Source organism: Gelidibacter gilvus (assembly GCF_004115975.1).
In the GTDB taxonomy this organism is placed as follows: Bacteria; Bacteroidota; Bacteroidia; order Flavobacteriales; family Flavobacteriaceae; genus Gelidibacter; species Gelidibacter gilvus.
The window spans coordinates 333,106-357,661 of sequence record NZ_SDDZ01000003.1 but is presented as its reverse complement, the minus strand read 5'-3'; the positions used below and the strand labels follow the sequence as shown (position 1 = coordinate 357,661).

At 38.1% G+C, this 24,556-nt stretch carries 23 protein-coding genes; 13 read left to right on the top strand and 10 right to left on the bottom strand.

Going from position 1 to position 24,556, the window contains the following annotated elements; all coding sequences use genetic code 11:
• Nucleotides 1-72 precede the first annotated feature (72 nt).
• The 7 genes from ESZ48_RS07990 to ESZ48_RS07960 form a co-directional block, all read right to left on the bottom strand.
• On the bottom strand, nucleotides 73-1,107 hold the full coding sequence (locus ESZ48_RS07990; protein ID WP_129016805.1) for an endonuclease/exonuclease/phosphatase family protein: 1,035 nt from the start codon (nucleotides 1,105-1,107) through the stop codon (nucleotides 73-75).
• 5 nt (nucleotides 1,108-1,112) lie between these two features.
• Nucleotides 1,113-1,985, bottom strand: coding sequence for a rhomboid family protein (locus tag ESZ48_RS07985; RefSeq protein WP_129016804.1), 873 nt, complete (start codon nucleotides 1,983-1,985; stop codon nucleotides 1,113-1,115).
• The gene (locus ESZ48_RS07980; RefSeq protein ID WP_129016803.1) at nucleotides 1,982-2,803 is read right to left on the bottom strand and encodes a rhomboid family intramembrane serine protease; all 822 of its coding nucleotides are present in this window, start codon (nucleotides 2,801-2,803) and stop codon (nucleotides 1,982-1,984) included. Before ESZ48_RS07980 ends, ESZ48_RS07985 begins: the two co-directional genes overlap by 4 nt.
• Before the next feature lie 28 nt (nucleotides 2,804-2,831).
• Complete coding sequence (mutL, locus tag ESZ48_RS07975; RefSeq protein ID WP_129016802.1) at nucleotides 2,832-4,682, bottom strand: DNA mismatch repair endonuclease MutL; 1,851 nt, start codon at nucleotides 4,680-4,682, stop codon at nucleotides 2,832-2,834.
• Nucleotides 4,682-4,963: a riboflavin synthase subunit beta gene (locus tag ESZ48_RS07970; protein ID WP_129016801.1), complete on the bottom strand. Its 282-nt coding sequence runs from the start codon at nucleotides 4,961-4,963 to the stop codon at nucleotides 4,682-4,684. The genes mutL and ESZ48_RS07970 overlap by 1 nt, the downstream gene beginning before the upstream one ends.
• 564 nt (nucleotides 4,964-5,527) lie before the next feature.
• Nucleotides 5,528-6,010 (bottom strand): 6,7-dimethyl-8-ribityllumazine synthase, encoded by a 483-nt coding sequence (gene ribH / locus ESZ48_RS07965; protein ID WP_129016800.1) that lies wholly within the window; start codon nucleotides 6,008-6,010, stop codon nucleotides 5,528-5,530.
• 4 nt (nucleotides 6,011-6,014) lie between these two features.
• Nucleotides 6,015-6,782, bottom strand: a complete 768-nt coding sequence (locus tag ESZ48_RS07960; protein WP_129016799.1) for a tetratricopeptide repeat protein — start codon at nucleotides 6,780-6,782, stop codon at nucleotides 6,015-6,017.
• Between the two features lie 134 nt (nucleotides 6,783-6,916).
• Between ESZ48_RS07960 and recF the strand changes: the two genes are divergently transcribed.
• The 7 genes from recF (at nucleotide 6,917) to ESZ48_RS07925 (ending at nucleotide 12,679) form a co-directional block, all read left to right on the top strand.
• Nucleotides 6,917-7,999, top strand: coding sequence for a DNA replication/repair protein RecF (gene recF, locus ESZ48_RS07955; protein WP_129016798.1), 1,083 nt, complete (start codon nucleotides 6,917-6,919; stop codon nucleotides 7,997-7,999).
• Nucleotides 8,000-8,113: 114 nt separating this feature from the next.
• Nucleotides 8,114-8,545, top strand: coding sequence for a hypothetical protein (locus ESZ48_RS07950; RefSeq protein WP_129016797.1), 432 nt, complete (start codon nucleotides 8,114-8,116; stop codon nucleotides 8,543-8,545).
• Nucleotides 8,546-8,613: 68 nt separating this feature from the next.
• Nucleotides 8,614-8,910, top strand: coding sequence for a DUF721 domain-containing protein (locus tag ESZ48_RS07945; RefSeq protein WP_129016796.1), 297 nt, complete (start codon nucleotides 8,614-8,616; stop codon nucleotides 8,908-8,910).
• A gap of 99 nt (nucleotides 8,911-9,009) precedes the next feature.
• On the top strand, nucleotides 9,010-11,430 hold the full coding sequence (locus tag ESZ48_RS07940) for a penicillin acylase family protein (protein WP_129016795.1): 2,421 nt from the start codon (nucleotides 9,010-9,012) through the stop codon (nucleotides 11,428-11,430).
• Entirely contained in the window at nucleotides 11,427-11,780 is a 354-nt protein-coding gene (locus ESZ48_RS07935; protein ID WP_129016794.1) for a hypothetical protein, read from the top strand. The genes ESZ48_RS07940 and ESZ48_RS07935 overlap by 4 nt, the downstream gene beginning before the upstream one ends.
• A 34-nt stretch (nucleotides 11,781-11,814) precedes the next feature.
• Nucleotides 11,815-12,243, top strand: a complete 429-nt coding sequence (locus tag ESZ48_RS07930) for a hypothetical protein (protein ID WP_129016793.1) — start codon at nucleotides 11,815-11,817, stop codon at nucleotides 12,241-12,243.
• 244 nt (nucleotides 12,244-12,487) lie between these two features.
• Nucleotides 12,488-12,679 carry a cold-shock protein gene (locus tag ESZ48_RS07925; RefSeq protein WP_027125508.1) on the top strand — a complete coding sequence of 64 codons (192 nt, stop codon included), beginning with the start codon at nucleotides 12,488-12,490 and terminating at the stop codon, nucleotides 12,677-12,679.
• Nucleotides 12,680-12,809: 130 nt separating this feature from the next.
• Here ESZ48_RS07925 and ESZ48_RS07920 read toward each other — a convergent pair whose 3' ends face one another.
• Nucleotides 12,810-13,229, bottom strand: coding sequence for a nucleoside-diphosphate kinase (locus ESZ48_RS07920; protein ID WP_129016792.1), 420 nt, complete (start codon nucleotides 13,227-13,229; stop codon nucleotides 12,810-12,812).
• A 173-nt stretch (nucleotides 13,230-13,402) separates the two neighbouring features.
• Here ESZ48_RS07920 and ESZ48_RS07915 point away from each other — a divergent pair, with 173 nt between their 5' ends.
• The 3 genes from ESZ48_RS07915 to ESZ48_RS07905 are packed head-to-tail and all read left to right on the top strand — an operon-like array spanning nucleotide 13,403 to nucleotide 16,132.
• Nucleotides 13,403-14,419: a DHH family phosphoesterase gene (locus ESZ48_RS07915; RefSeq protein WP_129016791.1), complete on the top strand. Its 1,017-nt coding sequence runs from the start codon at nucleotides 13,403-13,405 to the stop codon at nucleotides 14,417-14,419.
• The gene (gene gldI, locus ESZ48_RS07910; RefSeq protein WP_129016790.1) at nucleotides 14,416-14,964 is read left to right on the top strand and encodes a gliding motility-associated peptidyl-prolyl isomerase GldI; all 549 of its coding nucleotides are present in this window, start codon (nucleotides 14,416-14,418) and stop codon (nucleotides 14,962-14,964) included. Before ESZ48_RS07915 ends, gldI begins: the two co-directional genes overlap by 4 nt.
• 4 nt (nucleotides 14,965-14,968) lie before the next feature.
• Nucleotides 14,969-16,132, top strand: coding sequence for a peptidylprolyl isomerase (locus tag ESZ48_RS07905; RefSeq protein WP_129016789.1), 1,164 nt, complete (start codon nucleotides 14,969-14,971; stop codon nucleotides 16,130-16,132).
• A gap of 219 nt (nucleotides 16,133-16,351) precedes the next feature.
• On the opposite strand, the gene ESZ48_RS07900 is transcribed toward ESZ48_RS07905, so the two are convergent.
• The gene (locus ESZ48_RS07900; protein WP_129016788.1) at nucleotides 16,352-17,812 is read right to left on the bottom strand and encodes an aminoacyl-histidine dipeptidase; all 1,461 of its coding nucleotides are present in this window, start codon (nucleotides 17,810-17,812) and stop codon (nucleotides 16,352-16,354) included.
• Between the two features lie 164 nt (nucleotides 17,813-17,976).
• Here ESZ48_RS07900 and ESZ48_RS07895 point away from each other — a divergent pair, with 164 nt between their 5' ends.
• The 3 genes from ESZ48_RS07895 (at nucleotide 17,977) to ESZ48_RS07885 (ending at nucleotide 23,480) form a co-directional block, all read left to right on the top strand.
• Nucleotides 17,977-19,044 carry a DUF3810 domain-containing protein gene (locus ESZ48_RS07895; RefSeq protein ID WP_129016787.1) on the top strand — a complete coding sequence of 356 codons (1,068 nt, stop codon included), beginning with the start codon at nucleotides 17,977-17,979 and terminating at the stop codon, nucleotides 19,042-19,044.
• A gap of 82 nt (nucleotides 19,045-19,126) precedes the next feature.
• Nucleotides 19,127-22,093 carry an amidohydrolase family protein gene (locus ESZ48_RS07890; protein ID WP_223266392.1) on the top strand — a complete coding sequence of 989 codons (2,967 nt, stop codon included), beginning with the start codon at nucleotides 19,127-19,129 and terminating at the stop codon, nucleotides 22,091-22,093.
• Between the two features lie 85 nt (nucleotides 22,094-22,178).
• A complete protein-coding gene (locus tag ESZ48_RS07885; protein ID WP_129016786.1) occupies nucleotides 22,179-23,480 on the top strand; it encodes an amidohydrolase family protein in 1,302 nt (433 codons plus the stop codon).
• Nucleotides 23,481-23,663: 183 nt separating this feature from the next.
• Here ESZ48_RS07885 and ESZ48_RS07880 read toward each other — a convergent pair whose 3' ends face one another.
• Nucleotides 23,664-24,467 carry a DUF6503 family protein gene (locus tag ESZ48_RS07880; protein ID WP_129016785.1) on the bottom strand — a complete coding sequence of 268 codons (804 nt, stop codon included), beginning with the start codon at nucleotides 24,465-24,467 and terminating at the stop codon, nucleotides 23,664-23,666.
• Between the last annotated feature and the right edge of the window lie 89 nt (nucleotides 24,468-24,556).

Below are 24,556 nucleotides of genomic sequence, written 5' to 3'. Positions count from 1 at the left end.
TACATATTTGGACATATTCATAACTCTGAACTCATAACTCGAAACCTTATTGCCAACTAAGACTGAAGACTACTAACCACCTATTTGCTTCACTTTCACCTTACTCATAATCGGAAAGTGGTCTGAAAGTTTGATATCAAAAGTTCTAAATCCGTTGATTTCAAAATGATCATCCACCAATATAAAATCGATTCGCACCGGAAAGAACTTAAAATCGAAAGTCCGTCCAAAACCATTTCCAGCTTCTACGAAAGCATCTTTCAGCTCGTTACCTTTTATTTCCTTATATACATAAGAATAGGCTGTATTGTTGAAATCGCCACAAACAATCGTTTTATAAGGCGATTTCGCTTTATGGTTTAAAAAAAGATCCGCTTGAGCTTGTTGCAGCCTAAAAGTACTACCAACACGTCTAAATAGGTTTTCAGCAGCTTCATTTTTCAAGGGGTCGGTATTTGCATCTACTTTTAAGGATTGTAGATGTACATTATAGATCCTAATCGTGTCCTTTCCCTTTACAATATCCGCAAAAATGGCATTGTTATAAGTATTTGGGAATTCGATGGAACCTCTATTGATAATTGGAAACTTAGAAAATATGGCTTGACCGTTTTTAATCTTTTTACCTCCAACAGCTTCAAATCTATAGTATCCTTTTAACACCAACGTCTTATCAGGTCGATATTCCTGCATGCTAATGATGTCCGGTTTTTTATCATCTATAAATTGACTGATTTCTTTGGTCGCGTCAATATCAGGAATCCACTTAAAAACATTGAACAAGCGGACATTGTAGTTCATGACGGCAATATTATCCTCATCCTCCACTTGTTTTGACGCCGATATCTTATACAAAGACGCCACATGATTAAAACCTATCAGAAGGACTATTAAGGATAATAGCAGCTGCTTTTTGACCTTTAAAAGCCAATAGATTACAAATAGGAGATTAACGATAATTAAAAAAGGAACCGTGAGGCTTAATACGGACAGAAAAGCAAAACGTTTGGGCTCCATGTACGGTAAGATATAAGCCAGCAAAAGTGTTGTTGCGGCAATTGAATTGAAGAAAAACAAAAGCTTATCAAAAAGATTTAGTTTTTTCATGGTAATTAATCTTTAGCTTTAAATAAAAAAGCTTTTTCTTCTTCCGTCAGACTTTCATAACCACTTTTACTGATCTTATCTAAAATGAGATCGATTTGCTTTTGCTTACTAAACTCTTTAAACTCCGATTTATTATGACCTGCAACCGTACCAGATTTTCTTTTATGAACTGTTTTTAAAGGCGATTTCTTTCCTCCTTTAAAAAGATTGGAAACATAGTCCATCAGTTTCTCGAACCCTTTCCCTATATCATTCCCTTTGATCAATTGCTTGGCATAAAAATACCCCAAAGCGACACCTCCCAAATGGGCAATATTGCCACCTTGGTTTGACCCAAAAAGACCAATGACGTCAAAAATCACCAGTGCAACACCTAGATGCCATAATTTTATATTGAAAGCAATCATTCGTACCTGAGTATTCGGCATGTAGGCACATAAAAAAATCAATAATGCCCTAACGCCTGCAGACGCGCCTACTAAAGCTCCAGCTGGTTTCAGAAAATTTTGCGGAAACACATTATAGGCAAAAAGAAAAAAGAGTCCGCCCATAATAATGCCTAAGAAATAAATATTCAAAGTGAGCTTAGGACTGAATAGATTGAGCATCATTTGCGAAACAAAGTACAGCACCATCATATTGAACAGGATATGCAAAAATCCGTAATGGGTAAAGCCATAGGTGATAATGCTCCAAGGTTTCAAGATAAAATCACCAGCATCCTTTGGCAATTCCAGCCAGGACAAACTTCCGCCCATCTTTACAATTATTGAAAGCAGCAGCCCAACTAAAAAGACCACCACATTTATGATGATTATCTTTTCAAGCACATTGAGGGTTCTCAACTTCTCCTGAAGATCTTGATTTAATGTTTTCATCTATCCCAACGGTTTTTATTGAACTGTGTTCTTTTCCAATACCACATGATCAAAAAGCCTGTGAGTGCCCCTCCAACGTGTGCCATATAAGCCGTATTGCTCGGGCTGAAAAATGACTGTCCAGAAATAGCAGAAATAACATCTAATAGGATAATGCCTGGAATAAAGTACTTCGCCTTGATAGGAATAGGTAAAAATATCAACATTAATTTAGCCTCAGGATTCATCATCCCAAATGCTGCCAAAACGCCCATGATACAACCGGATGCTCCAACCATACTTGCGCTGGCGGCCACATTCATTTCAAACAATGCACTGAACGTTTGGTTAGTGAGCACATTAGGATTGACATTATACTCCGCAAATAAGGGCATTAATTGATTCTGAAATAGCTGTCCCTTGATATATCCACCTTCTACCGCATTTATATTGGCGATTTTATGAACCAGGTCTGAACTTAAATTGAGATCTGCAATATGCTGATACGCATTGTAATACTCAAAATAGTTATAACCTAATTGAAATAAAACAGCGCCCAACCCTGCCGATATGTAAACAAACAAGAATTTTTTGGAACCTAATTGTTGCTCTACGGCAACACCAAACATCCAAAGCGCAAACATATTAAACAAAAGATGCATCGTATTGCCATGCATAAACATGTGCGTGATGATTTGCCAAATTTTAAAGGAATCGTTTACAGGAAAATGTAGTGAAAACCAATTGTAAAATATGCCATTTTGTATGGTAAGCGTCCCAATAAACATCAGTACATTGATGATGAGTAAATGCTTTACCGTATCTGTAATTCCTCTCATTCTTTTTAAATCTTTTCTTTAATTAAAATTACATAAATTTTCTGTCAACCTCATCAATCGACAATGTAATAAATGTGGCTCTATTGGTTGGTGAAACAGATGGTTCTTTACAAGCAAATAGGCTGTTCACCAAATGCTCTTGTTCTAAGTTTGATAGGGATTGCCCAGTTTTTATTGCTAAACTCTTCGCCATGGATTTTGCCAATAGGTCTGTGGCACTAAAATGACTGTCTGGTACTTCCTGCTCTACATCGCTAATAAGTTGCTCCAAAATCATAGAAACCTCAGTATCGGGTACATTTATGGGAAGCCCGGTAATTTCAACCTGATCCTCATCAATAGTAGAAAATACAAAACCTGTAGCTTCCAAATCGTCTTTCAATTGCTTTAAAATCGTCAATTCTGAACCTGTAAAATGTAATTGCAATGGAAACAACAATTGTTGGCTCACCGCTTCCTTGACCGTCATGCTTTTCAACAATCCTTCATATAAAATCCGTTGGTGCGCCCTATTTTGATCGATCATCAACATGCCAGATTTTATGGTGCTGATGATGTATTTATTTTGAAATTGATAGGTGCTTTGCGTGGTTTCAATTTGTGATTTGTCGTCAAACAAAGACGATTTTTCAGGTTCACTTTCAAATTCTACCTGACTAAAATCTTGAGTATCACGCGTGCCTTTTGACTCCAACCCAACGTACAAACTATCCCAATTATTTGGGGTTTGCTTTCTAAAGGCGGTGACTTGCTTGCCGGCGATGCGCTCTTCCCGAAACGGATTGTAATTTCTATCTACTTCAACGGTTGGTGTTGAAGCGCCTTTATCTTTGTAATTATAAGGCGTATCCAGATTGGTATCATATTCAAAATCTAAAACAGGCGCAATGTTGAATTGACCTAAACTATGTTTTACCGACGATCTCAAAATAGCATACAGCGTATGTTCATCATCAAATTTGATTTCGGTTTTTGTGGGATGGATATTGATATCAATCGATTTTGGATCGACCGTTAGATTTAAAAAATATATGGGATGATTTCCGTCTTTGATCAAGCCTTCAAACGCAGCGTTGATGGCATGATTGAGATAAGGACTTTTGATAAAACGATTATTAACAAAAAAGAACTGTTCTGTCCGACTCTTTTTTGCGAATTGCGGTTTGCCCACAAATCCTGAAATGGTCAAGACTTCAGTGGTTTCCTCAACAGGAACGAGTTTCTCATTAGTTTTCGTTCCGAAAATATTGACCACCCGTTGACGGTAATTACTTTCGTGCAAATTGAAAAGCTCGCTGCCATTATGGTACATAGCAAAAGCAACATTAGGATGTGCCAAAGCCACACGATGGAATTCATCAATAATATGGCGCAATTCGACCGTATTCGATTTTAAAAAATTCCGACGTGCAGGAATATTAAAAAATAAATGCTTCACGGCAATAGAGGTACCGGTTGGCGTGACCGTTATATCTTGAGTTTTGATTTCACTTCCTTCGATATTAATGAGCGTTCCAAGTTCATCTTCATCCTGTTTTGATCTCAATTCTACATGCGCAATAGCGGCAATACTCGCCAAAGCCTCACCTCTAAATCCTTTAGTGTTCAAACTGAACAAATCATCCGCAGAACGAATTTTGGAAGTGGCGTGACGTTCAAAGCTCAAACGTGCATCTGTTGCACTCATGCCTTTCCCATTATCAATCACTTGAACCAAGGTCTTGCCAGCATCCTTAATAATCAACTTGATCATAGTGGCATCAGCATCAATGGCGTTTTCCATCAATTCCTTGACCACAGAAGCGGGACGTTGCACGACCTCTCCTGCCGCAATTTGATTAGCAACATGATCTGGTAAAAGTTGAATGATATCTGACATTAGCCCTTTGGAAAGAATATTGACAAATCGAAGCCTATGATCAAAAGAAAAATGAATACTAAAATTCCAATGATTATAAGAGTTCGTTTTTTGACCGAAGCGTCAGGTGAATTTTTATAATCATCCCATGCGTTTTCGAATTTACCTTTTAGACCAACTTTTCCAACCGTTTTTCTGTGCTCTTCAAATTTATGCTTGATCTCAAAAGGGTTCTCCTCACCTTTATAGTACCGTGGGGTGTAGCTAAATTTTTTGTTTTGACGTGTTTTAAAGATGCTCATAATTTCTAAATTTCGTAGTTACTTAAAACATACCAAATAACAATTACCATACCTAAAAAAATCAGGAGCATAGGTAATGTCCGCGCTTTTTTCTTGCGCTGTGTTTTTTGACGCCATTTAGGATCTAATTCATTTGAATTGTCCTTATGATGCTCTTTGAGATGTCTTGGCGTGTAACTGAAACGTTTAGGTTGACGCTGATTAAATAAATTCACTGTTGAACGCTTTGCCTTTGTGAACTTCAAATGTACTCAAAATACGAGGAAAAACGATGCTTTTACTGCTAAAAATTGTTAAGAAAGGAGTGCGAAGCGTGAAGCGCGAAGTTGGAAGTTGGGATGACGGATGACGGGTGAGTATTCAGTTAAAGCCTAATGACTTTCCATTGTCGACAGTTTTTTAACAAATTCTCACAGAGCACGAGAGAAGGCAAAGAATTGGGTCGAAAAAAACCCATGATCCTAAGAGCTATCGAGCCAACGTCAAAAAACAAAGCAATTCACACGCTTTTCAAGACAACCTACTAAACTTTGAATACTGAAAACTGCTTACTGAAGACTGTCCTTAAGCCTGACGCAACGCCGCCATCTTGATCGCTACTACAGCAGCTTCAACACCTTTGTTGCCGTGTTTACCACCTGATCTGTCAATGGACTGTTGCATATTATTGTCGGTGAGCACACAAAAAATGACCGGCGTGTCATGCAACACATTTAAATCTTTGATTCCAAGTGAAACGGCTTCACATACAAAATCGAAATGTTTGGTTTCGCCTTGAATCACGCAACCTATGGCAATCACCGCATCAACCTTTTGGTCTTGCATCTTTTTGCTGCCATAGATCAACTCATAACTTCCAGGAACATGCCAACTGATGATGTTTTCTGCCAAGACCCCATGTCCAACCAAAGTGTCAAGAGCGCCTTTATGAAGATTATCAGTGATATTATTGTTCCATTCTGAAACAACAATCCCAAATCGAAAGTCTTTCGCATTTGGGATTGTGTTTTTATCGTAATCAGATAAATTTTGCTTTTTTGCTGTCATTGTTTTACAAACTTGCTTGTGCTTTTCCTATAAAGACATCAATATTGCCAGCCTCACTAGAGTTTGGATAGCTTTCTTTTATGGTTGTAAAGTGATCAAGTGCTTTTTTGGTTTTACCTAAATTCAGCGCCACGTTGCCTGCTTTAAATAAAAACATTGGCGTAGTGTAATCGTTTTTGTTCATGTTAGCCGCTTTTTCATAATAATTCAAAGCATCTTCAGGCTGATTCAATTGAACAAATGCATCTCCAATCCTTCCGTTGGCAATAGGTCCCAACATTTTATCTTTACTTGAAAACTTACCCAGATACTTAACCGAGTTTGTGTAATCATTTAAACTATAATAAGCCATTCCAGCATAATAGTTAGCTAAATTAGCTGCTGGTGTCCCACTATATTCATTGATAATGTCCAACATTCCATATTTTCCTTCACCTCCATTTAGAGATAAGGTATATAATGAATCTTTAGCTGCTGCGCCATTAAGTGCTTGTTCAAAATATTGTTGTGCTTTGAACATTTCGTTCATGGCCTCACTAGCCTTAGGTTCTGCTACAAATTTATTGTATGCCAAAAACCCTAAAACAACAACTACAATAGCTGCAACCGCACCAATAATATAATTTTGGTTTTTTACTGCCCATTCTTCAGTTCTTGAAGCGGACTCATCTAAAGTATTAAATACCTCAGCCGTTGTTGAGTTTTCTTCTAAAGCGTCTTGTTTCTCAGCCTTCGTTTTCGGTTTGTAACCTCTTTTCTTATAAGTTGCCATATCGTCATAATTAATGCGCCGCAAAATTAAAATTTTTATTGGTATATAAAAGGTATATTATTTGTTATTTTTCAATAATTTGCACTTCCATTCGCAATGTTGACAAACAATCTTTTTTAAAAGCGAATTTTTACATGATTTTAAACTCACTTTCCTTACTCAATTACAAGAATTTTGACAGTCAGAACTTTACCTTTGACCATAAGATCAATTGCTTTGTAGGCGCCAATGGCATTGGAAAGACCAACGTTCTTGATGCAATTTATCATCTGTCTTTCGGGAAAAGTTACTTCAATCCGATAGCGTCGCAAAACATTAAACACGGGGAGGATTTTTTTGTAGTGGAAGGCGTTTTTGAGAAAGATAATCGTGAAGAAAAGATTCTAGTTTCATTAAAAAAGTCGCAAAAAAAGATGATTAAGCGAAATTCTAAGGCTTATGAGCGATTTAGCGACCATATTGGCTTCATCCCTTTGGTCATTATTTCTCCAGCCGATAGAGATTTGATTATAGAAGGCAGCGAAACCAGACGAAAATTTATTGATAGCGTAATTTCGCAAAGCGATAAAAATTACCTCAACCAACTTATTAATTACAATAAAATTTTACAACAGCGAAATGCGCTATTGAAATACTTTGCGCTGAATAATACGTTTAACGCACAAACCTTGGATGTTTATAACGAACAGCTGCATACTTATGGCTCAGAAATATTTACCATCAGAAAAGCGTTCTTGGAAACCTTTATCCCTATTTTTAAAACGCGATACAACGCGATCAGTAATCACCAAGAACCCGTTCACCTAAGTTATAAAAGTGATTTGTTTGAAAACGATTTGAATTCGCTTTTAAAAATCAACATCAATAAGGACAAAGCGCTTCAATATACCTCGGTTGGGATTCATAAAGACGATTTAAGTTTTGAGATTGACGACTTCCCCATTAAAAGATTCGGTAGTCAGGGACAGCAAAAATCGTTCTTGATTGCCTTAAAATTGGCGCAATTTGATTTTATCAAACAGAAAAGCGGAGTTTCTCCTATTTTGCTTTTGGACGATATTTTTGATAAATTAGATGAAAATCGCGTGGCACAAATCATTGGACTGGTGAATAACGAGAATTTCGGACAACTTTTTATAAGCGATACGCATGCCGATCGTACCGAAGCGATCATAAAACAGGTACATCAATCTTATAAGATATTTAAACTGAAATAAAAAACTCCAATATTTAAAATACCCTGTCTGCCGACAGGCAGGCAAATTCCAACAGCGTTCAATATTTTTGGAATTTGATCCTTGAATTTTGGACATTGAAAACTCAACATCCTTATGAAAAAATATACAATTTTAATTTTTAGCCTTGTTTTATTAAGTTGTTCCAAAGATCCAAATTCTTTAATCAAACATTTAAACGGCTATTGGGAAATTGATGAAGTCATCATGGCAGATGGCTCTAAACGTGAATACACCTATAACGATACCGTAGACTTCCTCAGCATTTCCGACAGTTTAACTGGATATAGAAAAAAAATGAAACCAAGTTTTAACGGGACTTACACAACTTCCGACGACTCTGAGAGCCTAATTCTAAAAATAGAAAATGATAGTCTACATATCTATTACACAACCCCTTTTGCCAACTGGAAGGAAACGGTTTTAGATGCTACAGATGAAAAATTATTAATTATAAATGATCAAAAGATAAAGTATCTTTATAAGCGCTTCGAGCCAATAACCGTTGAAAAATCAAATTCAAAATAACAAATTCCCTGTCTGCCGACAGGCAGGCAAAAAAACTGAGTTCCAAAGAGCAATTAACAAATTCCAAAATGGCAAGACGTAACAAAGACAATCTATCGATCAGTGACCTTTTAAAAGAATTTGTTGACACCAACAGACTCCAACCAGGTTTGGACAAAGTGAACGTCAAGGACGCTTGGGCGCAAATGATGGGAAATGGCGTCAACAATTACACCACCGCCATTCAATTGGAACGCGACACACTTTATGTACAACTCAGTTCCAGTGTATTACGAGAAGAACTTAGTTATGGCAACCAAAAAATCATTAAAATGCTGAATGAAGCTTTAGGCAAAGAGGTAATAAAAAAATTGGTGCTCCGCTAAAACAGACATATTTCATTTATTCCAAATAAACTTATTTCTCCATTAGGTTTGTATTGACACAATAATTCTTATTTTCAAAGCCCTAACTAAATTATTTTTATGAAATATTTTAAGCTTCCGCTTACATTAGTGCTCACGTTAGTGGTTTTTTTTGGTCTAAATAGCAAATTTGGCAGCACGCCGCCTATGGGAAAATTCTTAAGTCCCAATGAAGGATTTTGGCAAAACGAATTGGACGAAAATCTTAGCTCCACAATGCATATTGATGGTTTAACGAATGAAGTCACCGTTCATTATGACGAACATTTAATTCCGCATGTCTTTGCACAAAACAACACCGACCTCTATCGGGCACAGGGTTATTTGACCGCGAAACATCGTTTGTGGCAATTGGAATTCCAAACCTTTGCCGCTGGTGGACGCTTAGCAGAAATACTTGGAGAGCAAGCCTTAGACTATGACCGTCAGGAACGCCGACGCGGGATGGTTTTTGGCGCAGAAAACGCTCTCGAAAAAATGCAGGAAGATCCTGAAACCCTTAGCTATATTGAAGCCTACCGTGATGGCGTAAATAGCTATATCAATCAATTAGAGCCCAAAGACTATCCAGTAGAATATAAATTATTGGATTATGCCCCTGAGCCATGGACCATTGATAAAACAGCGCTTTTACTGATGTATATGACCAAAATGCTGGCAGGAAGGGAAGCGGATCTGGAACATACCAATGCATTAGCAAAATTTGGAAAAGAACGCTACGATCTTTTATTCCCAGACTTCTTTGATGTTAATGATCCCGTAATCTCCAAAGAAACCGATTGGAGTTTCATAAATGTAAAAATGCCAGAAACCCCTGAACAGGATAGGTCTTTAGATTCCATTTCCATCACGGAAACATTAGACAAGCCGCACCCGCAAAACGGTAGTAATAACTGGGCGGTTTCTGGAAGAAAATCCTATTCTGGCCATCCCATTCTAGCCAACGATCCTCATTTAGGCTTAAACCTGCCTTCCATCTGGTTTGTAATGCAATTGGCAACCCCAGAACACAACAGCTATGGTGCCACACTCCCTGGAGCCTTGGGCATCATCTCTGGCTATAATAATCATATTTCTTGGGGCGAGACCAATGCGACCCGTGATGTTATTGATTGGTATAAAATTGAATTCAAGGATGACACCAGAAAAGAATACAAACATGACGATCAATGGAAAAAGACCACACAGCGTATTGAAGAAATCAAAATCCGAAATAGAGAAACCCTTTACGACACCATCATATACACACACCATGGTCCTGTCTCCTACGACCACAGCTTCAAAGGTGACAATGCCAAAGCAGGTTATGCCATGCAATGGGTTGGACATATTGGCGGAAACAACCAGCGTACGTTTTTAAAACTTAACGAAGGAAAGAACTATGACGATTACCTCGACGCGCTAAAAAATTATACGGCACCTGCCCAAAACTTTGTATTTGCTTCTATCCAAGGTGATATCGCGCTCTGGATCCAAGGTCAATTCCCAAACAAATGGAAAGGACAAGGTAAATTCTTATTGGATGGCAGCAACCCAAAACACGATTGGCAGAGTTTTATTCCTCAGAAATTCAATGCACATTCAAAAAACCCAGAGCGCGGATTTGTAAGTTCGGCAAATCAGCACCCCGTAGATCCCTCCTACCCTTTTTACGTTTATAACGATGGTTATGAAACCTACAGAAACCGGGTGATCAATGATTTTTTCAGAGCAAAGGACAAGTTTAATATTCAGGATTTCAAAAACCTACAGAACAACAACTACAATTTAAAAGCGTCAGAATTGTTGCCCTATATCTTTACCAATATGGACACATCGACCTTAACTGCAGAAGAAACAGACATTTTAAACACCATTAAATCCTGGGATTTCTATAGTGAAATTGATCAACTTGCACCAAGTATTTGGGAAAGTTGGTGGACAAAATTATACAAGATCGTATGGGATGAATTCGATGCCGATAGCCGCGCGTTGGAGAAGCCATTTACGTATCAAACCATTTATATGCTTAAAAACCATCCGCAAGACGAATTGATGGATATCCTAAGCACCTCTGAAAAAGAGACTTCCAATGATCTATTCTTGATTACTTTTAAAGAAACGGCAAAAGAGCTTACGGAATGGAAGGCAGAACACGGCGACTATAATTGGGGAGCTTACAAAGCCACTTATGTTGGTCATTTACTGCAAGCTTTACCAGCATTTTCACGATTTGATCTGCCCATTGGTGGCGATTATAACACCGTTAATGCCGCTTCAAAAAACCATGGACCTTCATGGCGGATGATTGTGGAAATGACCACGCCCCCAACCGGCTATGGCATTTATCCTGGTGGACAGTCAGGAAATCCAGGCAGTAAATATTATGACAATTTTATCGATCGATGGGCCAAAGGCGATTATATGAACCTCTTGTTTATGCAAGATCAAGAGGATACCAAAGATATTATCGCAAGTCAAATCCTAACTCCAAAACAATGAAAAAGAATCTTATCAACTTTATAGTTACCTTAATCATTGCCATTATTCTATCACAATATTTACCATGGTGGCACGTGATGGTGGCAGGATTTGTGTCAGCCTTATTCTTTAGTTTAGATCGTGCTGCTGTATTTTTTATTCCGTTTTTAGCGGTCTTTCTATTTTGGACGGTCTATGCGCTATGGTTGAGCAATGCGAACGATTTTATTTTAGCCGAAAAAATCGCCGTGTTATTGCCTTTGGGAGGCAATTGGGCTGTATTGCTTTTAGTTACAGGATGCATTGGCGGCATTGCGGCAGGAGTTTCAGCCATATTGGGAAAACAATGTAGGATGTTGGTGAAACGATAAACCTTTATCTGCCAGATATAAAAACGATGTTCCTATGAAAAAGCTTATTTTATTAATTGTTCTGGTTCCGTTTTTCGCATTTAACAATCAAAGTAACTCCAAAGACTTTGTTGGCAAATGGATTGGAGGGGATAAAAATGGTGTTGGCGCGGTTATTTTTGACAAAGAAGGATACGCCGCATTTGAAATTGGCGAACAGACCATCGGCGGAAAAGACTTTGTGATGAATGACAAAAGAGGTCAAATGACCTACAGCATTAATATGGATACAGAGCCCATCCAGATTGATTTCACACTTACAAAACTTGATTCAAGAGAGCAAAAAATATTATTGGCCATTGCCGAATTTATAGATGCAGATGCCATCAATTTCGCCGTTTCTTTTGATGATGTCAGACCAGCGTCTTTTAATGATGATGCAATAATCCTAACTCGTGTTAAGCCATATCGTCCGAAAAAATAAGGAACTGAAGATTTTCAAGGATCCATATTGTATTTATTTACAATTACTTACCGTCTATCCAATTCATTTCAGAGGATCTGGACACTAAATTCGTAAGAACTTTAGACGCTTGCCTCATCAAATTTAGCAGTTGTACACTATTATCTTGACATTCATAAAAAAAACATGCCTCAAAAAGCATTTTGTATTCTTTTTGGCACTATCTTTGAACCATTATATACAATTAATTTAATATTTTATTACAATGAGTAAAGGAACAGTAAAATTTTTCAACGATGCTAAAGGCTTCGGTTTTATCGTAGAAGAAGGAAACAACAAAGAACATTTTGTTCACATTTCAGGATTAATCGACGAAATTCGTGAAGGCGATGAAGTTGAATTCGATCTTACAGAAGGAAAAAAAGGATTAAACGCAGTTAACGTAAAAGTTATCTAATATATAAGCTTTTTTAAATGATAAAGCCCCGCAACATCAGTTGCGGGGCTTTTTGCTTTTAAATGTGTAACAAAAAAAGACTTGAAACACATCGCTTCAAGCCTTCTTTATTTAATAAGTTCTAGATTTCTTAAAACATTTCTCTTCCAGCAAAATGGAATGCGCTTTCAATAGCAGCATTTTCATCACTGTCACTTCCATGTACGGCATTTTCGCCAATAGAAGCAGCATACAATTTACGGATGGTGCCTTCCGCCGCATCAGCAGGGTTTGTTGCGCCAATCAGGGTTCTGAAATCTTCAACAGCATTGTCTTTTTCTAAAACAGCAGCCACAATTGGTCCGCGTGTCATATATTCTACCAACTCGCCATAAAAAGGTCTTTCGCTATGTATGGCATAAAATGCCTTTGCATCAGCAGTAGTCATGTGTGTTAATTTTAAAGCCACAACTTTAAAGCCTGAAGCACTTATCTTATCTAAGATTGCGCCAATATGTCCTTTCTCGACTGCATCTGGCTTAAGCATTGTAAACGTTCTGTTAGTTACCATATTTATAATTTAATTAATTCTGATTATTATTGATTTTTAGTATTTAGCCTTGTTAAATCTAAGCCCTTACTGTAATTGTCTTTTTATAAAGCACTTATAAATTTCGTGCAAAAGTACGGCATTTATCACTAAAACCATAATATGAAACTTAAAAAATTGTATCTTCGCACGCTATGACAGAACACGATATCAAAGAAATTAAGGCCTTATTAATTGCGCCAAAACACATCGTCATTGTGCCACATAAAAACCCAGATGGAGACGCCATGGGTTCCACCTTGGGATTATACCACTATCTTACTAAGAACAATCATACAGCAACGGTTATCGCTCCAAATGATTATCCGGACTTTTTGAAATGGCTCCCAGGTCAAGACAAGGTCATCATTTACGAATCTGATAGAACCAAGGCAGAAAGCCTTATAGAAAGTGCAGACCTAATATTTACCTTAGATTTTAACGCACTTCATCGCGCTGGAGAAATGGAAACGCCTTTGGACAATTCAAAAGCTATAAAAATCATGATTGACCATCATCAACAACCTGACATTTATGCCAAATATATGTTTAGTGATGTATCCATGAGTTCTACTTGCGAAATGGTGTATCGTTTTATAGACATGCTTGAGGATACGGATGCCATTGATAGTCAAATTGCGACCTGTCTTTATGCGGGTATTTTGACAGATACAGGGTCGTTTAGGTTTCCGTCGTCAACCAGCACAACGCATTTGGTAGCTGCTGATTTGATTGATAAGGGCGCAGACCATTCTGAAATATATAATTCCATTTACGATACGAATAGTTACGAACGTCTCCAATTGTTAGGCGTCGCCCTCAAAAATCTCAAGATCATTCCTGAATATAGAACAGCATATATTACCCTTTCTCAAGAAGAATTGAATGCTGCTAATTTCAGAAAAGGAGATACAGAAGGTTTTGTAAACTACGGCCTATCCATCAAAAACATTATTTTTGCAGCGATATTTATTGAGCATAAACAGGAAGGTATCATCAAGATTTCCTTGCGAAGCGAAGGTGATTTTTCCGTCAACGAATTCTCTCGACAAAATTTCAGCGGGGGTGGACACACCAACGCAGCAGGTGGTAAAAGCGACCTCAGTTTAAATGATACAGTTGAAAAATTTATTAGTATATTACCACGCTATAAAAACACCCTAAATTCATGACAAGAGCCATTCTTTTCATTCTCGTCTTAGCCCTTGGCGTCAGTAGCTGCAAGTCTCCTGAAGCTAGAAGGCCAATTTCACAAAAATCGGGTTCCTTCATAAAAACATCAGCAGAACGCAATAAAAAGTTGAATGCTGAAGAGTCTGCCCAGATTATAAACATCATCAAAAAAGACACTTCAAAAACCTATATCGCTTCAGAAAGTGGATTTTGGTACTACTATAATACAAAAGTTGAGAAAGACACCATCACCCCTACCTTTGGTGATATTGTCAATTTTGATTACGATGTCAAAGACTTCAATGGCAATGATATTTATTCTGATAATGAAATCCATCCGCGTGATTATGCCATGGATCAGGAAGAAATATTTACAGGACTGAGAGAAGGTTTAAAACTGATGAAACCGGGTGAAACCGTCACCTTTTTATTTCCATCTCAAAAAGCTTATGGTTACTATGGTGACAAAAACAAAATTGGCACCAACACTCCAGTCATCTGCGAAGTGACCGTAAATTCAATTATTCAAAACCAAAACGATTAAAACTATGCGATTGATTAAAAAGGCCATGGGCCTCGTATTATTAATGCTTCTTGTATCGGCAACGGCATGCAAGGACAAATATCCAGATTTAGAAGATGGATTGTACACTGAAATTATCACCAATAAAGGAACGATGGTCCTCCGTTTGGAATACCAGAAAGCTCCTGTAACAGTGGCAAATTTCATTTCTTTGGCCGAAGGCACAAACACGCTTGTGGACAGCGCCTACATTGGTAAAAAATTCTACAACGGATTGATTTTTCACAGAATTATTGACGAGTTTATGATTCAAGGTGGAGATCCTACTGGAACTGGAAGTGGCAGCCCAGGATACAAATTCAACAATGAAATTTCTGAAGATCTTTTGCATGATAAAGTAGGTACTTTATCTATGGCAAATTCTGGCCCTAACACTAATGGAAGTCAATTTTTCATCACTGAAAATGCGACACCTAACTTAGATGGTGGCTACAATGTTTTCGGATATTTGGTAGTAGGAGAAGATGTGTTGCACACTCTAGCCAGTGTTGAAACTTCAAAGCCTGGTGACAAACCTATAGAGGATGTGATCATGGAAGAAGTCAACATTATCAGAAAAGGCAAGGATGCTAAAAACTTTAATGCACCGGTCGTTTTCAAAGATCATTTTGCTGATGCAGAAAAAGCCGAAAAAGAGCGTTTTGCGAAAGAGGAAGAAGCACAGAAAATAAGAGCTGAAAAAAGTGCTGCTGCGGCAGCCGACATGAAACCTGCATTTGAAACTTACGAAGGCAAATCGAAAACATTAGCTTCTGGTTTAAAAATGTTCAACATTACGAAAGGGACTGGTCCTAAACCAAAAGCGGGCAATACGGTTATGCTTTATTATCAAGGTTACTTTACCGATGGAGGTCTTTTTGATAGTAATGTAAAGTCGGTTGAAGAGAATTATGGTGTGTATAACCCGGAAAAAGACCAAAGGCAGATGTACAACCCAATGCCAATGCCAATCAGTCCTGAAGCACAAATGATTCCTGGTTTTAAAGAAGCAGTAAATCACATGCAAGTTGGTGACAAATCGTTCTTCTACTTACCATCACATTTGGCTTATGGCGAACGTGGTTTTAGAATGATTCCGCCTAATACAGATTTGATTTTCATCATTGAAATGGTAGAAATTCAAGAATAAAATCTTAAAGTTTCAATCCATACCATTTGGAAAACCAAAAAGCAGCGTTGAAAATTTTCATCGCTGCTTTCTTAATTTCATACTTATCAAGTATATATATTTAACCTAGTACTTCGTGCTTAGACTATTATTTTACTTCATAATACTTTCGAATCGAAGAAAAACACCAACCCTCATACCTAATGCCTAATGCCTAATGCCTAATGCCTAATGCAAATTCTATTTCTTCGGAATATTCTTCAAAATCTCCAAAACAAATTTCCAATATTTCTGTGTTGATGAAATTTGTGCACGTTCATCTGGAGAATGCGCTCCCTTAATATTAGGACCAAAACTAATCATATCCATCTCTGGATAATTTTTTCCCAAAATACCACATTCCAATCCTGCATGACAAGCCGCCACATGAGCTTCTTTGCCATTTAATTCTTTATACAGCTGTGATAATACCTTTAAGATTGCCGAATCCATATTGGGTTTCCATCCAGGATAATCACCGTCAAAGTTCACCTCACATCCCGTTAGCTCAAAGGTAGCACGCAGCATATTGGTCAAATCCCACTTTGAACTTTCCACGGATGAACGTGTCAAGCACATAATCTTGATGTCGCCATCTTTCACAATCACTCGTGCAATATTATTTGAGGTTTCAACCAAGTCTGGAATATCAGGACTCATTCTGTAAACCCCATTACAAGCGGCATAAAGCGCTCTTGTCAAACCTTCCTGAACGCCTAAGTCCATCATCAATTCTGGAGTTTCAGTTTTGCTGATCTCTATCGTCAGATTAGGCTCCAAAGTTTTAAATTCGGTTTTGATATCGTCAATAACCTCCTCCATTTCAGTTTCAAATGCTGCCGCATTCATCGTATCTACAGCTACAATGGCATTACTTTCTCTGGGAATGGCATTGCGAAGACTTCCCCCATCAATTTCAGAAATACGCAATCCGAAGTTTTCAAATCCGTCAAAAAGCAAACGGTTCATCAGCTTATTGGCATTGCCAAATCCTTTATGGATATCCATCCCTGAATGGCCACCTTGTAATCCTTTTACGGTGATTTTATACCCTGTTTTAAACTCAGGAGTTTCCTCTTCCTTATAGGTTCTTGTGGCTGTCACATCAATGCCTCCTGCACATCCAACACCAATTTCATCATCTTCTTCAGTATCGAGATTCAAAAGGATATCGCCTTGCAATAATCCGCCTTCCAATCCCATTGCGCCCGTCATTCCTGTTTCTTCATCAATCGTAAACAAAGCTTCAAGAGCCGGATGTGGAATGTCAGAACTTTCTAAAATCGCCATAATTGTAGCAACTCCCAGTCCATTATCTGCACCAAGCGTTGTGCCCTTTGCCCTAACCCAATCGCCATCTATATACATCTCGATGCCCTGGGTATCAAAATCAAATTGTGTATCATTATTCTTCTGGTGCACCATATCCAAATGCGATTGCATCACCACCGTTTTACGGTCTTCCATTCCCGCAGTTGCCGGTTTTTTGATGATGACGTTTCCCACCTTGTCTTCAAAAGTTTCCAATCCCAATTTCTGTCCGAAATCTTTCATAAAAGCAATAACACGTTCTTCTTTTTTTGAAGGTCGTGGTACGGCATTTAAATCGGCAAACTTATTCCAAAGTACTTTAGGCTCTAATTGTCTTATATCTTTATTCATATGTAGCTATTTATTATTTTTTATGGGTCATATCTAATTCGCAAATTTCTATTCGTGTTTGTCGACGAATTTTGATCATGCTCATTTCATACGCCCATTTTTCGTTGTTGTACAAAGGTAGGGATTCATAGATGTTTTATAAAACTATTTTCTATTTTTGAGGCATGCGCAAACACATTAAACTTATTGTTGCCCTATCACTGATCTTACAGATTTTGCTCATAAAAGTTTTAGCAAATTTTCCAGATTTTGTTGAAAACTATTACAGCAACGGGATTTACAAATGGATTTCAAAAGCGATGCATTTTGTTTTTGGATGGATTCCGTTTTCGGTTGGTGACATGCTCTATACCATTGCAGGTATTTATATCATCCGATGGTTTTTCAAAAATAGAAAACGAGTGCGAACGGATACCAAAAATTATGTTTTGGATATCTTATCGGCAGTTTCTGTTGGCTACTTTGCTTTTCATATCCTTTGGGCTTTTAATTATTATAGACTCCCCTTGCACCAATCGTTAAAAATTGATAACGATTATTCCACCGCAGAATTAGTAAAATTCACCGAAGATCTCATTCTAAAAACAAACCTCATCCATGGTATTATTGAAAAGAATGACACCACCATGGTTGTGATGCCATATACCAAACGCGAACTTATTAAATTGGCGCCAAAAGGCTATGACCAACTCGCCAAAGAATATCCAAATCTGGCGTATTGGCCAAGCAGTTTGAAGCGTTCTATATACAGTTTGCCTTTAACCTATATGGGATTTAGTGGTTATTTGAATCCGTTTACCAATGAAGCGCAAATTGATGGCCTTATCCCCACCTATAAATATCCTACGACTACAAGTCATGAAATAGCACATCAATTGGGTTATGCCGCAGAAAACGAAGCCAATTTTATCGGTGCCATGGCAGCTATGAAACATGAGAATATTTACTTTAATTATTCGGGATATTCCTTTGCCCTAAGACATTGCTTAAATGATCTTTATTTGAGAGACCCCAATAAATATGAAGAACTTATTGTGAAAGTCCATATTGGGGTTTTAAAAAATTATGAGGAGATGCGCCTGTTTTGGCGATCCTATGAAAATGTTTCCGAAATTTTCTTCAAAAAGACCTACAGCGGATTTTTAATGGCCAACAATCAAAAAGGGGGAATTGAGAGTTATAGTTATGTGGTAGCACTTTTAGTCAACTACTTTGAAGAGAACCCGCTTTAAACTGTTAAAACTATCTTAATAACCCACTAAAATCTCCTAATTTTTTATCTTTAGAACTCAATTTCTAACTAATCCCAACCTTATGATTAAAACAGTTTTGACCTTCATGACGTTTGTGTGCAGCTTTTCTATGCTTGCACAGGACTATTTCCCTAAAAACGACGGTGTTGCAACGAAAAACACCAATTACACTGCTATTACAAATGCCAAAATCTATGTAACTCCCACTCAAGTTATTGAAAAGGGTACCTTGCTCATTAAAGATGGTAAAGTGGTAGCGTCAGGAACTTCGGTAAGCATCCCGAAAAACTCGACGCAAATAGATGCCTCTGGAAAAAGCATCTATCCTTCTTTTATTGATATGTATTCTGATTTTGGAGTTGAAAAACCAAAACGCCCAGCAGGCGGCAGAAGTTCTCAATACGATGCTTCACGATCAGGTTACTACTGGAATGATCATATCATGCCAGAAAACAATGCCATTGACCAATTTAAATACGATTCCAAAAAAGCTGAAGATTTAATCAAAGCGGGTTTTGGAGTGGTCAACACACATATTCAAGACGGGATCGTTCGCGGCACTGGAACATTGGTGGCCTTAAATTCAAACGACGATAATGCGATGCGGATTCTGGATGCGAAATCGGCGCAGTACCTTTCTTTCAGCAAGAGTGTCAAATCCAATCAGGCTTATCCGTCTTCAATTATGGGGAGTATGGCCTTATTGCGACAGTTATATTATGATGCCGATTGGTATGCCAAGGGCAATATCACCACAAAAGACCTTTCCATTGAAGCCTTAAACAACAACAAATCCTTGGTTCAAATCTTTGAGGCAGGCAGCAGAGCCAACAATCTACGTGCTGATAAAGTAGGCGATCTTTTCAACATCCAATATGTTATTGTGGGTGGTGGCGATGAATATGAGCGTATGGACGAGATCAAGGCCATGAACGCACCAATGATCATCCCTATCAATTTCCCTGATGCCTATGATGTTGAAAATGCATTTCTTGCTTCTACCCTTTCAGTCCATGACATGAGAGCTTGGAACCAAAAACCGACCAATCCAAAATTATTGGCGGAAAACAACATCACATTTGCATTCACAACGCACGATTTAAAATCGGCTAAAGAATTCAAATCAAATCTATTGAAAGCTATTGAAGCGGGACTTTCCAAAGAAAAAGCTTTAGAGGCTTTAACTACTATTCCAGCACAATTATTAGGAAAATCAGACAAAATAGGCTCTTTGAGAAATGGTAATTACGCTAATTTCCTGATCACTTCAGGCGATATTTTTGACAAGAAAACGACGCTTTATGAAAACTGGGTTCAAGGCTATAAGAACACCATTGAAAACAGCGGTATTGTTGATATTACCGGAAAATATGAATTTACGCTTGCTGGCGAAGCTTACGAAATGACCCTTTCGGGAGAATTGAGCAAAATGAAAGCAGAAATCACTGCCAATGACAAAAAACGCGGCTCCAAAATAGCTTACGCTGATGATTGGGTAAATCTTACTTTTACCACGCAGGATAGTACAAAACAAGAATTTGTTAGGGTTATTGCCAATGTAGATGCCAATAAAAATCTGACTGGAAGAGCCATTTTACCAACCGGGGCTGAAATGGGCTTCTACGCAAAACATTCAGAATCCAAAAAAGATGCGACTTCGAAAAAAGAGGATTCTGATGAGGACAAAAAAGATGCAGTGGCGACTGTATCTCCAATCACTTTCCCTAATAATGGCTACGGATTTGAAACATTGCCTAAGACTGAAACCTTATTGTTTACAAATGCCACCGTTTGGACCAACGAAAAAGACGGTATTTTAGAAAACACCGATGTCCTCATTAAAAATGGGAAGATTGCAAAAATCGGCAAGAATTTAACTGAGCGTGGCGCAACATCGATTGATGCCACTGGCAAACATTTGACGGCGGGTATTATTGATGAGCATTCACATATTGCTGCGGCGTCCATAAATGAAGGTGGGCAAAACTCATCGGCAGAAGTGACTATTGAAGACGTCCTTGATGACACCGATATCAACCTCTACAGAAATTTAGCTGGTGGTGTCACCTCCATTCAAATTCTTCACGGTTCGGCAAACCCAATTGGGGGCCGTTCTGCCATCATCAAACCAAAATGGGGACATGCAGCCAAAGATTTGATCATTAGCAACAGCCCAAAGTATATAAAATTCGCTTTAGGCGAAAACGTTAAACAATCCAATTGGAGCGGTGGTAGATTCCCACAGACCAGAATGGGTGTTGAGCAAGTGTATGTCGATTATTTTACACGAGCGAAAGAATATGAAGCACTTAAAAAAAGTGGCAAACCATACCGCAAGGATATCGAAATGGAAACACTTGTCGAAATCTTGAATGGCGAACGTTTTATCAGTTGCCACTCTTATGTACAAAGTGAAATCAATATGTTTATGAAAGTTGCAGACCAATTCAACTTCAGAATCAATACGTTCACACATATTTTAGAAGGTTATAAAGTAGCCGATAAAATGCTTGAGCACGGTGTAGGTGGTTCAACATTTGCCGATTGGTGGTCCTATAAATACGAGGTTAATGATGCCATTCCTTACAATGCTGCGATTATGCATGATGTAGGCATCACCGTAGCCATTAATAGTGATGATGGTGAAATGAGCCGTCGACTAAACCAAGAAGCCGCAAAAACTGTTAAGTACGGTGGCGTTAGTGAAGAAGAAGCTTGGAAGTTTGTCACGTTAAATCCTGCAAAATTGTTACATATTGATGATCGCGTAGGCAGTATCAAGGTTGGTAAAGATGCCGATGTGGTACTTTGGACCGACCATCCTTTGTCTATTTACGCTAAAGCTGAAAAAACGCTTATTGAAGGTGTCACTTATTTCGATTTAAAGCGTGATGAAATGATGAGAGCACAAATCAAACAAGAAAGAAATGAACTGATCAATGACATGTTACAGGCCAAAAACAAAGGTTTGAAGACACAGCCAATTAAAAAGAAAGAAAAGGAGATGTTCCACTGTGACTCTGAATAATTCAGAGTTCAGAGGTTTAAGATGAAAATTAAAGGTTTGAGCATTCGTGCCAAAATAAAAATTATAAAATGAAAATAAGTTTCATATGAAAAAAATAACATACATACTCATAGCAATTTTGTGCACCTCCTTTGGATTTGCACAACAAACACCAGCATCAAAGCAATCCCAACCGATAGCTATTACCGGTGCAACCGCACATTTAGGCAATGGGCAGGTCATTGAAAACAGCCTCATCATTTTTAAAGATGGGAAATTAACCACAGTGTCCAATGCGTCACAAACAGATCTTTCTGGGATGGAAGTCATCAAAGCTGATGGAAAACACGTTTATCCTGGATTTATCGTGCCGTCTTCTACTTTGGGTCTGACGGAGATTGATGCCGTAAAGGCCACTGTTGATGAAAGCGAGATTGGAGAAATGAATCCCCATATCAGAAGTATCATTGCTTATAACGCCGAATCAAAAGTGATCGAATCCATGCGCCCAAATGGGGTGTTGATGGGACAGATTGCTCCACAAGGCGGTCGTATTTCCGGAACGTCATCCGTTGTGCAATTTGATGCTTGGAACTGGGAAGATGCTACCGTTAAAGTGAACGATGGCATTTATTTGAATTGGCCAAGTAGCTTTACTCGTGGCAGATGGTGGTTAGGAGAAGATCCAGGATTGAAGAGCAACGATAAATATAAAGAACAAGTGGATGATGTCACCGCATTTTTTAATGAGACCAAAGCTTATGCGGCTGGAGAAAAAACTACGACCAATTTACCTTATGCAGCCACCCAAGGTTTATTTGATGGCTCAAAAAAGTTATATATCAATGTTGATGACGAAAAAGGGATCACAGACGCCATTCATTTTGCTAAAAACAACAAGGTGCAACATCTGGTCATTGTTGGTGGCAGTGAATCTTATAAAGTAGCCGATTTGTTAAAACAACACAACATTCCGGTCATTTTACAACGTATCCACTCACTTCCATCCAAAGAAGATGATGATTATGATTTACCGTATAAATTAGCAACCTTATTGGTAAACAAAGGCGTTTTGGTGGCTTTAAATGCCAACGGATCCATGGAGCGTATGAGTTCTAGAAATTTGCCATTTTATGCAGGAACTACGGTTGCACATGGTTTGGATAAAGAAGAAGCATTAAAACTCATTACCTCAAACACTGCCAAAATATTAGGTATCGATAAAGATTACGGCACTTTGGAAGAAGGTAAAAGCGCCACATTATTTATTAGCGAAGGAGATGCATTGGACATGCGCACCAATCAATTGACCCATGCGTTTATTGATGGTCGTTTGATAAGTTTGGAAACGCACCAAACAGAGTTGTACCATCGTTATGATAACAAGTATAAAGCTGAGAAGAAATAATGGAGTTAGAAGCTGGAAGCGCGAAGTTTGAAGTTAGCGCTTTCATTTAAAAAAGTTTTTCTATATTTTAAAAAATCTGTCATTCTTGACTTAAAGAGAGTGACAGATTTTTTTTATAATATATTGTGAATGATAACAGCGACTTGTGCTGAGCGAAGTCGAAGTAAGCGGTCTTAATTCAATTTACTGAATCATCTCAGCACCTTCCGGTCTACCATAGACTCTTGAATCCATCACAACCGTTGTTAACATCGGGCTTACAAATTTAATTTCACTTTTCACAGTAGTTGGTTTGTTGTTCTCCACGTTATACCACACCATAGTTTCAGGTAGTATTAGTCCTTCAACCTCTTGCCAATTACTGTATTTAATAAATTTAAAGTCTTTACTTTTTTCATCTTTACCAAAAGTCACGGTATAAGCTAACCACGCCATTTGATTGGTTTCTGGATCATAGTACATGACGTATTCATCATCTGGAGACTGGCCCACGCCACTTTCGTACGAAATTTGGATGCCCGGATAGGTTTTACCTTCAAAATCTAAAGGTTCAGCATCAGCATACATAATGCCATCATCGGCCAAGACAAACGGCATGGCATAAAAATAAAACATCAAGTTGTAGTAAAACTTCGGATCCCCTTCATATTTAGTGTTGTCTCTATTCTTCATCCAAAGCACTTCACCATCAAAACCAATCGTATGTTTTGGCATTTCTATCAACGCATAACGATCTTTTAAATCGGTGGTTGTAATTTCATAACCGCCAGGTTTTTCAACGGAAAACTCTAAAGTGGCCATCTCATTCCAAGTGTCAAGTCCGCCGTGGGCATCAAAAACTTTGGTGATGTTTTCAGGATAGGCGCTTGTGGTCACATCGAGTTCTTCTTCAATATAAGGTTCGCTTTCAATTTTTGTTTCAGGAGTTTTGTCTTTACAAGAGATCATTAATGCGATAAGCATCAACAAATAAAAGGTGTTTTTCATAAGAATTTCATTTTCATTCCCTGTTCGATCTGTTGGTAAACCGAAACGAGGCAATGTTATTAGTGTTTAGAATTCCCTGTAAAATGGGA

Bases quoted from the DNA above. Each gene is read 5' to 3' on its own strand.
- ESZ48_RS07890 (WP_223266392.1), top strand. From the start codon at position 19,127: ATGATTAAAACAGTTTTGACCTTCATGACGTTTGTGTGCAGCTTTTCT.
- ESZ48_RS07930 (WP_129016793.1), top strand. From the start codon at position 11,815: ATGAAAAAGCTTATTTTATTAATTGTTCTGGTTCCGTTTTTCGCATTT.
- ESZ48_RS07885 (WP_129016786.1), top strand. From the start codon at position 22,179: ATGAAAAAAATAACATACATACTCATAGCAATTTTGTGCACCTCCTTT.
- ESZ48_RS07880 (WP_129016785.1), bottom strand. From the start codon at position 24,467: ATGAAAAACACCTTTTATTTGTTGATGCTTATCGCATTAATGATCTCT.
- ESZ48_RS07905 (WP_129016789.1), top strand. From the start codon at position 14,969: ATGCGATTGATTAAAAAGGCCATGGGCCTCGTATTATTAATGCTTCTT.
- ESZ48_RS07895 (WP_129016787.1), top strand. From the start codon at position 17,977: ATGCGCAAACACATTAAACTTATTGTTGCCCTATCACTGATCTTACAG.
- ESZ48_RS07970 (WP_129016801.1), bottom strand. From the start codon at position 4,963: ATGAGCATCTTTAAAACACGTCAAAACAAAAAATTTAGCTACACCCCA.
- ESZ48_RS07900 (WP_129016788.1), bottom strand. From the start codon at position 17,812: ATGAATAAAGATATAAGACAATTAGAGCCTAAAGTACTTTGGAATAAG.
- ESZ48_RS07915 (WP_129016791.1), top strand. From the start codon at position 13,403: ATGACAGAACACGATATCAAAGAAATTAAGGCCTTATTAATTGCGCCA.
- ESZ48_RS07945 (WP_129016796.1), top strand. From the start codon at position 8,614: ATGGCAAGACGTAACAAAGACAATCTATCGATCAGTGACCTTTTAAAA.
- ESZ48_RS07985 (WP_129016804.1), bottom strand. From the start codon at position 1,985: ATGAAAACATTAAATCAAGATCTTCAGGAGAAGTTGAGAACCCTCAAT.
- recF (WP_129016798.1), top strand. From the start codon at position 6,917: ATGATTTTAAACTCACTTTCCTTACTCAATTACAAGAATTTTGACAGT.
- ESZ48_RS07980 (WP_129016803.1), bottom strand. From the start codon at position 2,803: ATGAGAGGAATTACAGATACGGTAAAGCATTTACTCATCATCAATGTA.
- ESZ48_RS07940 (WP_129016795.1), top strand. From the start codon at position 9,010: ATGAAATATTTTAAGCTTCCGCTTACATTAGTGCTCACGTTAGTGGTT.
- ESZ48_RS07950 (WP_129016797.1), top strand. From the start codon at position 8,114: ATGAAAAAATATACAATTTTAATTTTTAGCCTTGTTTTATTAAGTTGT.
- ribH (WP_129016800.1), bottom strand. From the start codon at position 6,010: ATGACAGCAAAAAAGCAAAATTTATCTGATTACGATAAAAACACAATC.
- gldI (WP_129016790.1), top strand. From the start codon at position 14,416: ATGACAAGAGCCATTCTTTTCATTCTCGTCTTAGCCCTTGGCGTCAGT.
- ESZ48_RS07935 (WP_129016794.1), top strand. From the start codon at position 11,427: ATGAAAAAGAATCTTATCAACTTTATAGTTACCTTAATCATTGCCATT.
- ESZ48_RS07960 (WP_129016799.1), bottom strand. From the start codon at position 6,782: ATGGCAACTTATAAGAAAAGAGGTTACAAACCGAAAACGAAGGCTGAG.
- mutL (WP_129016802.1), bottom strand. From the start codon at position 4,682: ATGTCAGATATCATTCAACTTTTACCAGATCATGTTGCTAATCAAATT.
- ESZ48_RS07990 (WP_129016805.1), bottom strand. From the start codon at position 1,107: ATGAAAAAACTAAATCTTTTTGATAAGCTTTTGTTTTTCTTCAATTCA.
- ESZ48_RS07920 (WP_129016792.1), bottom strand. From the start codon at position 13,229: ATGGTAACTAACAGAACGTTTACAATGCTTAAGCCAGATGCAGTCGAG.
- ESZ48_RS07925 (WP_027125508.1), top strand. From the start codon at position 12,488: ATGAGTAAAGGAACAGTAAAATTTTTCAACGATGCTAAAGGCTTCGGT.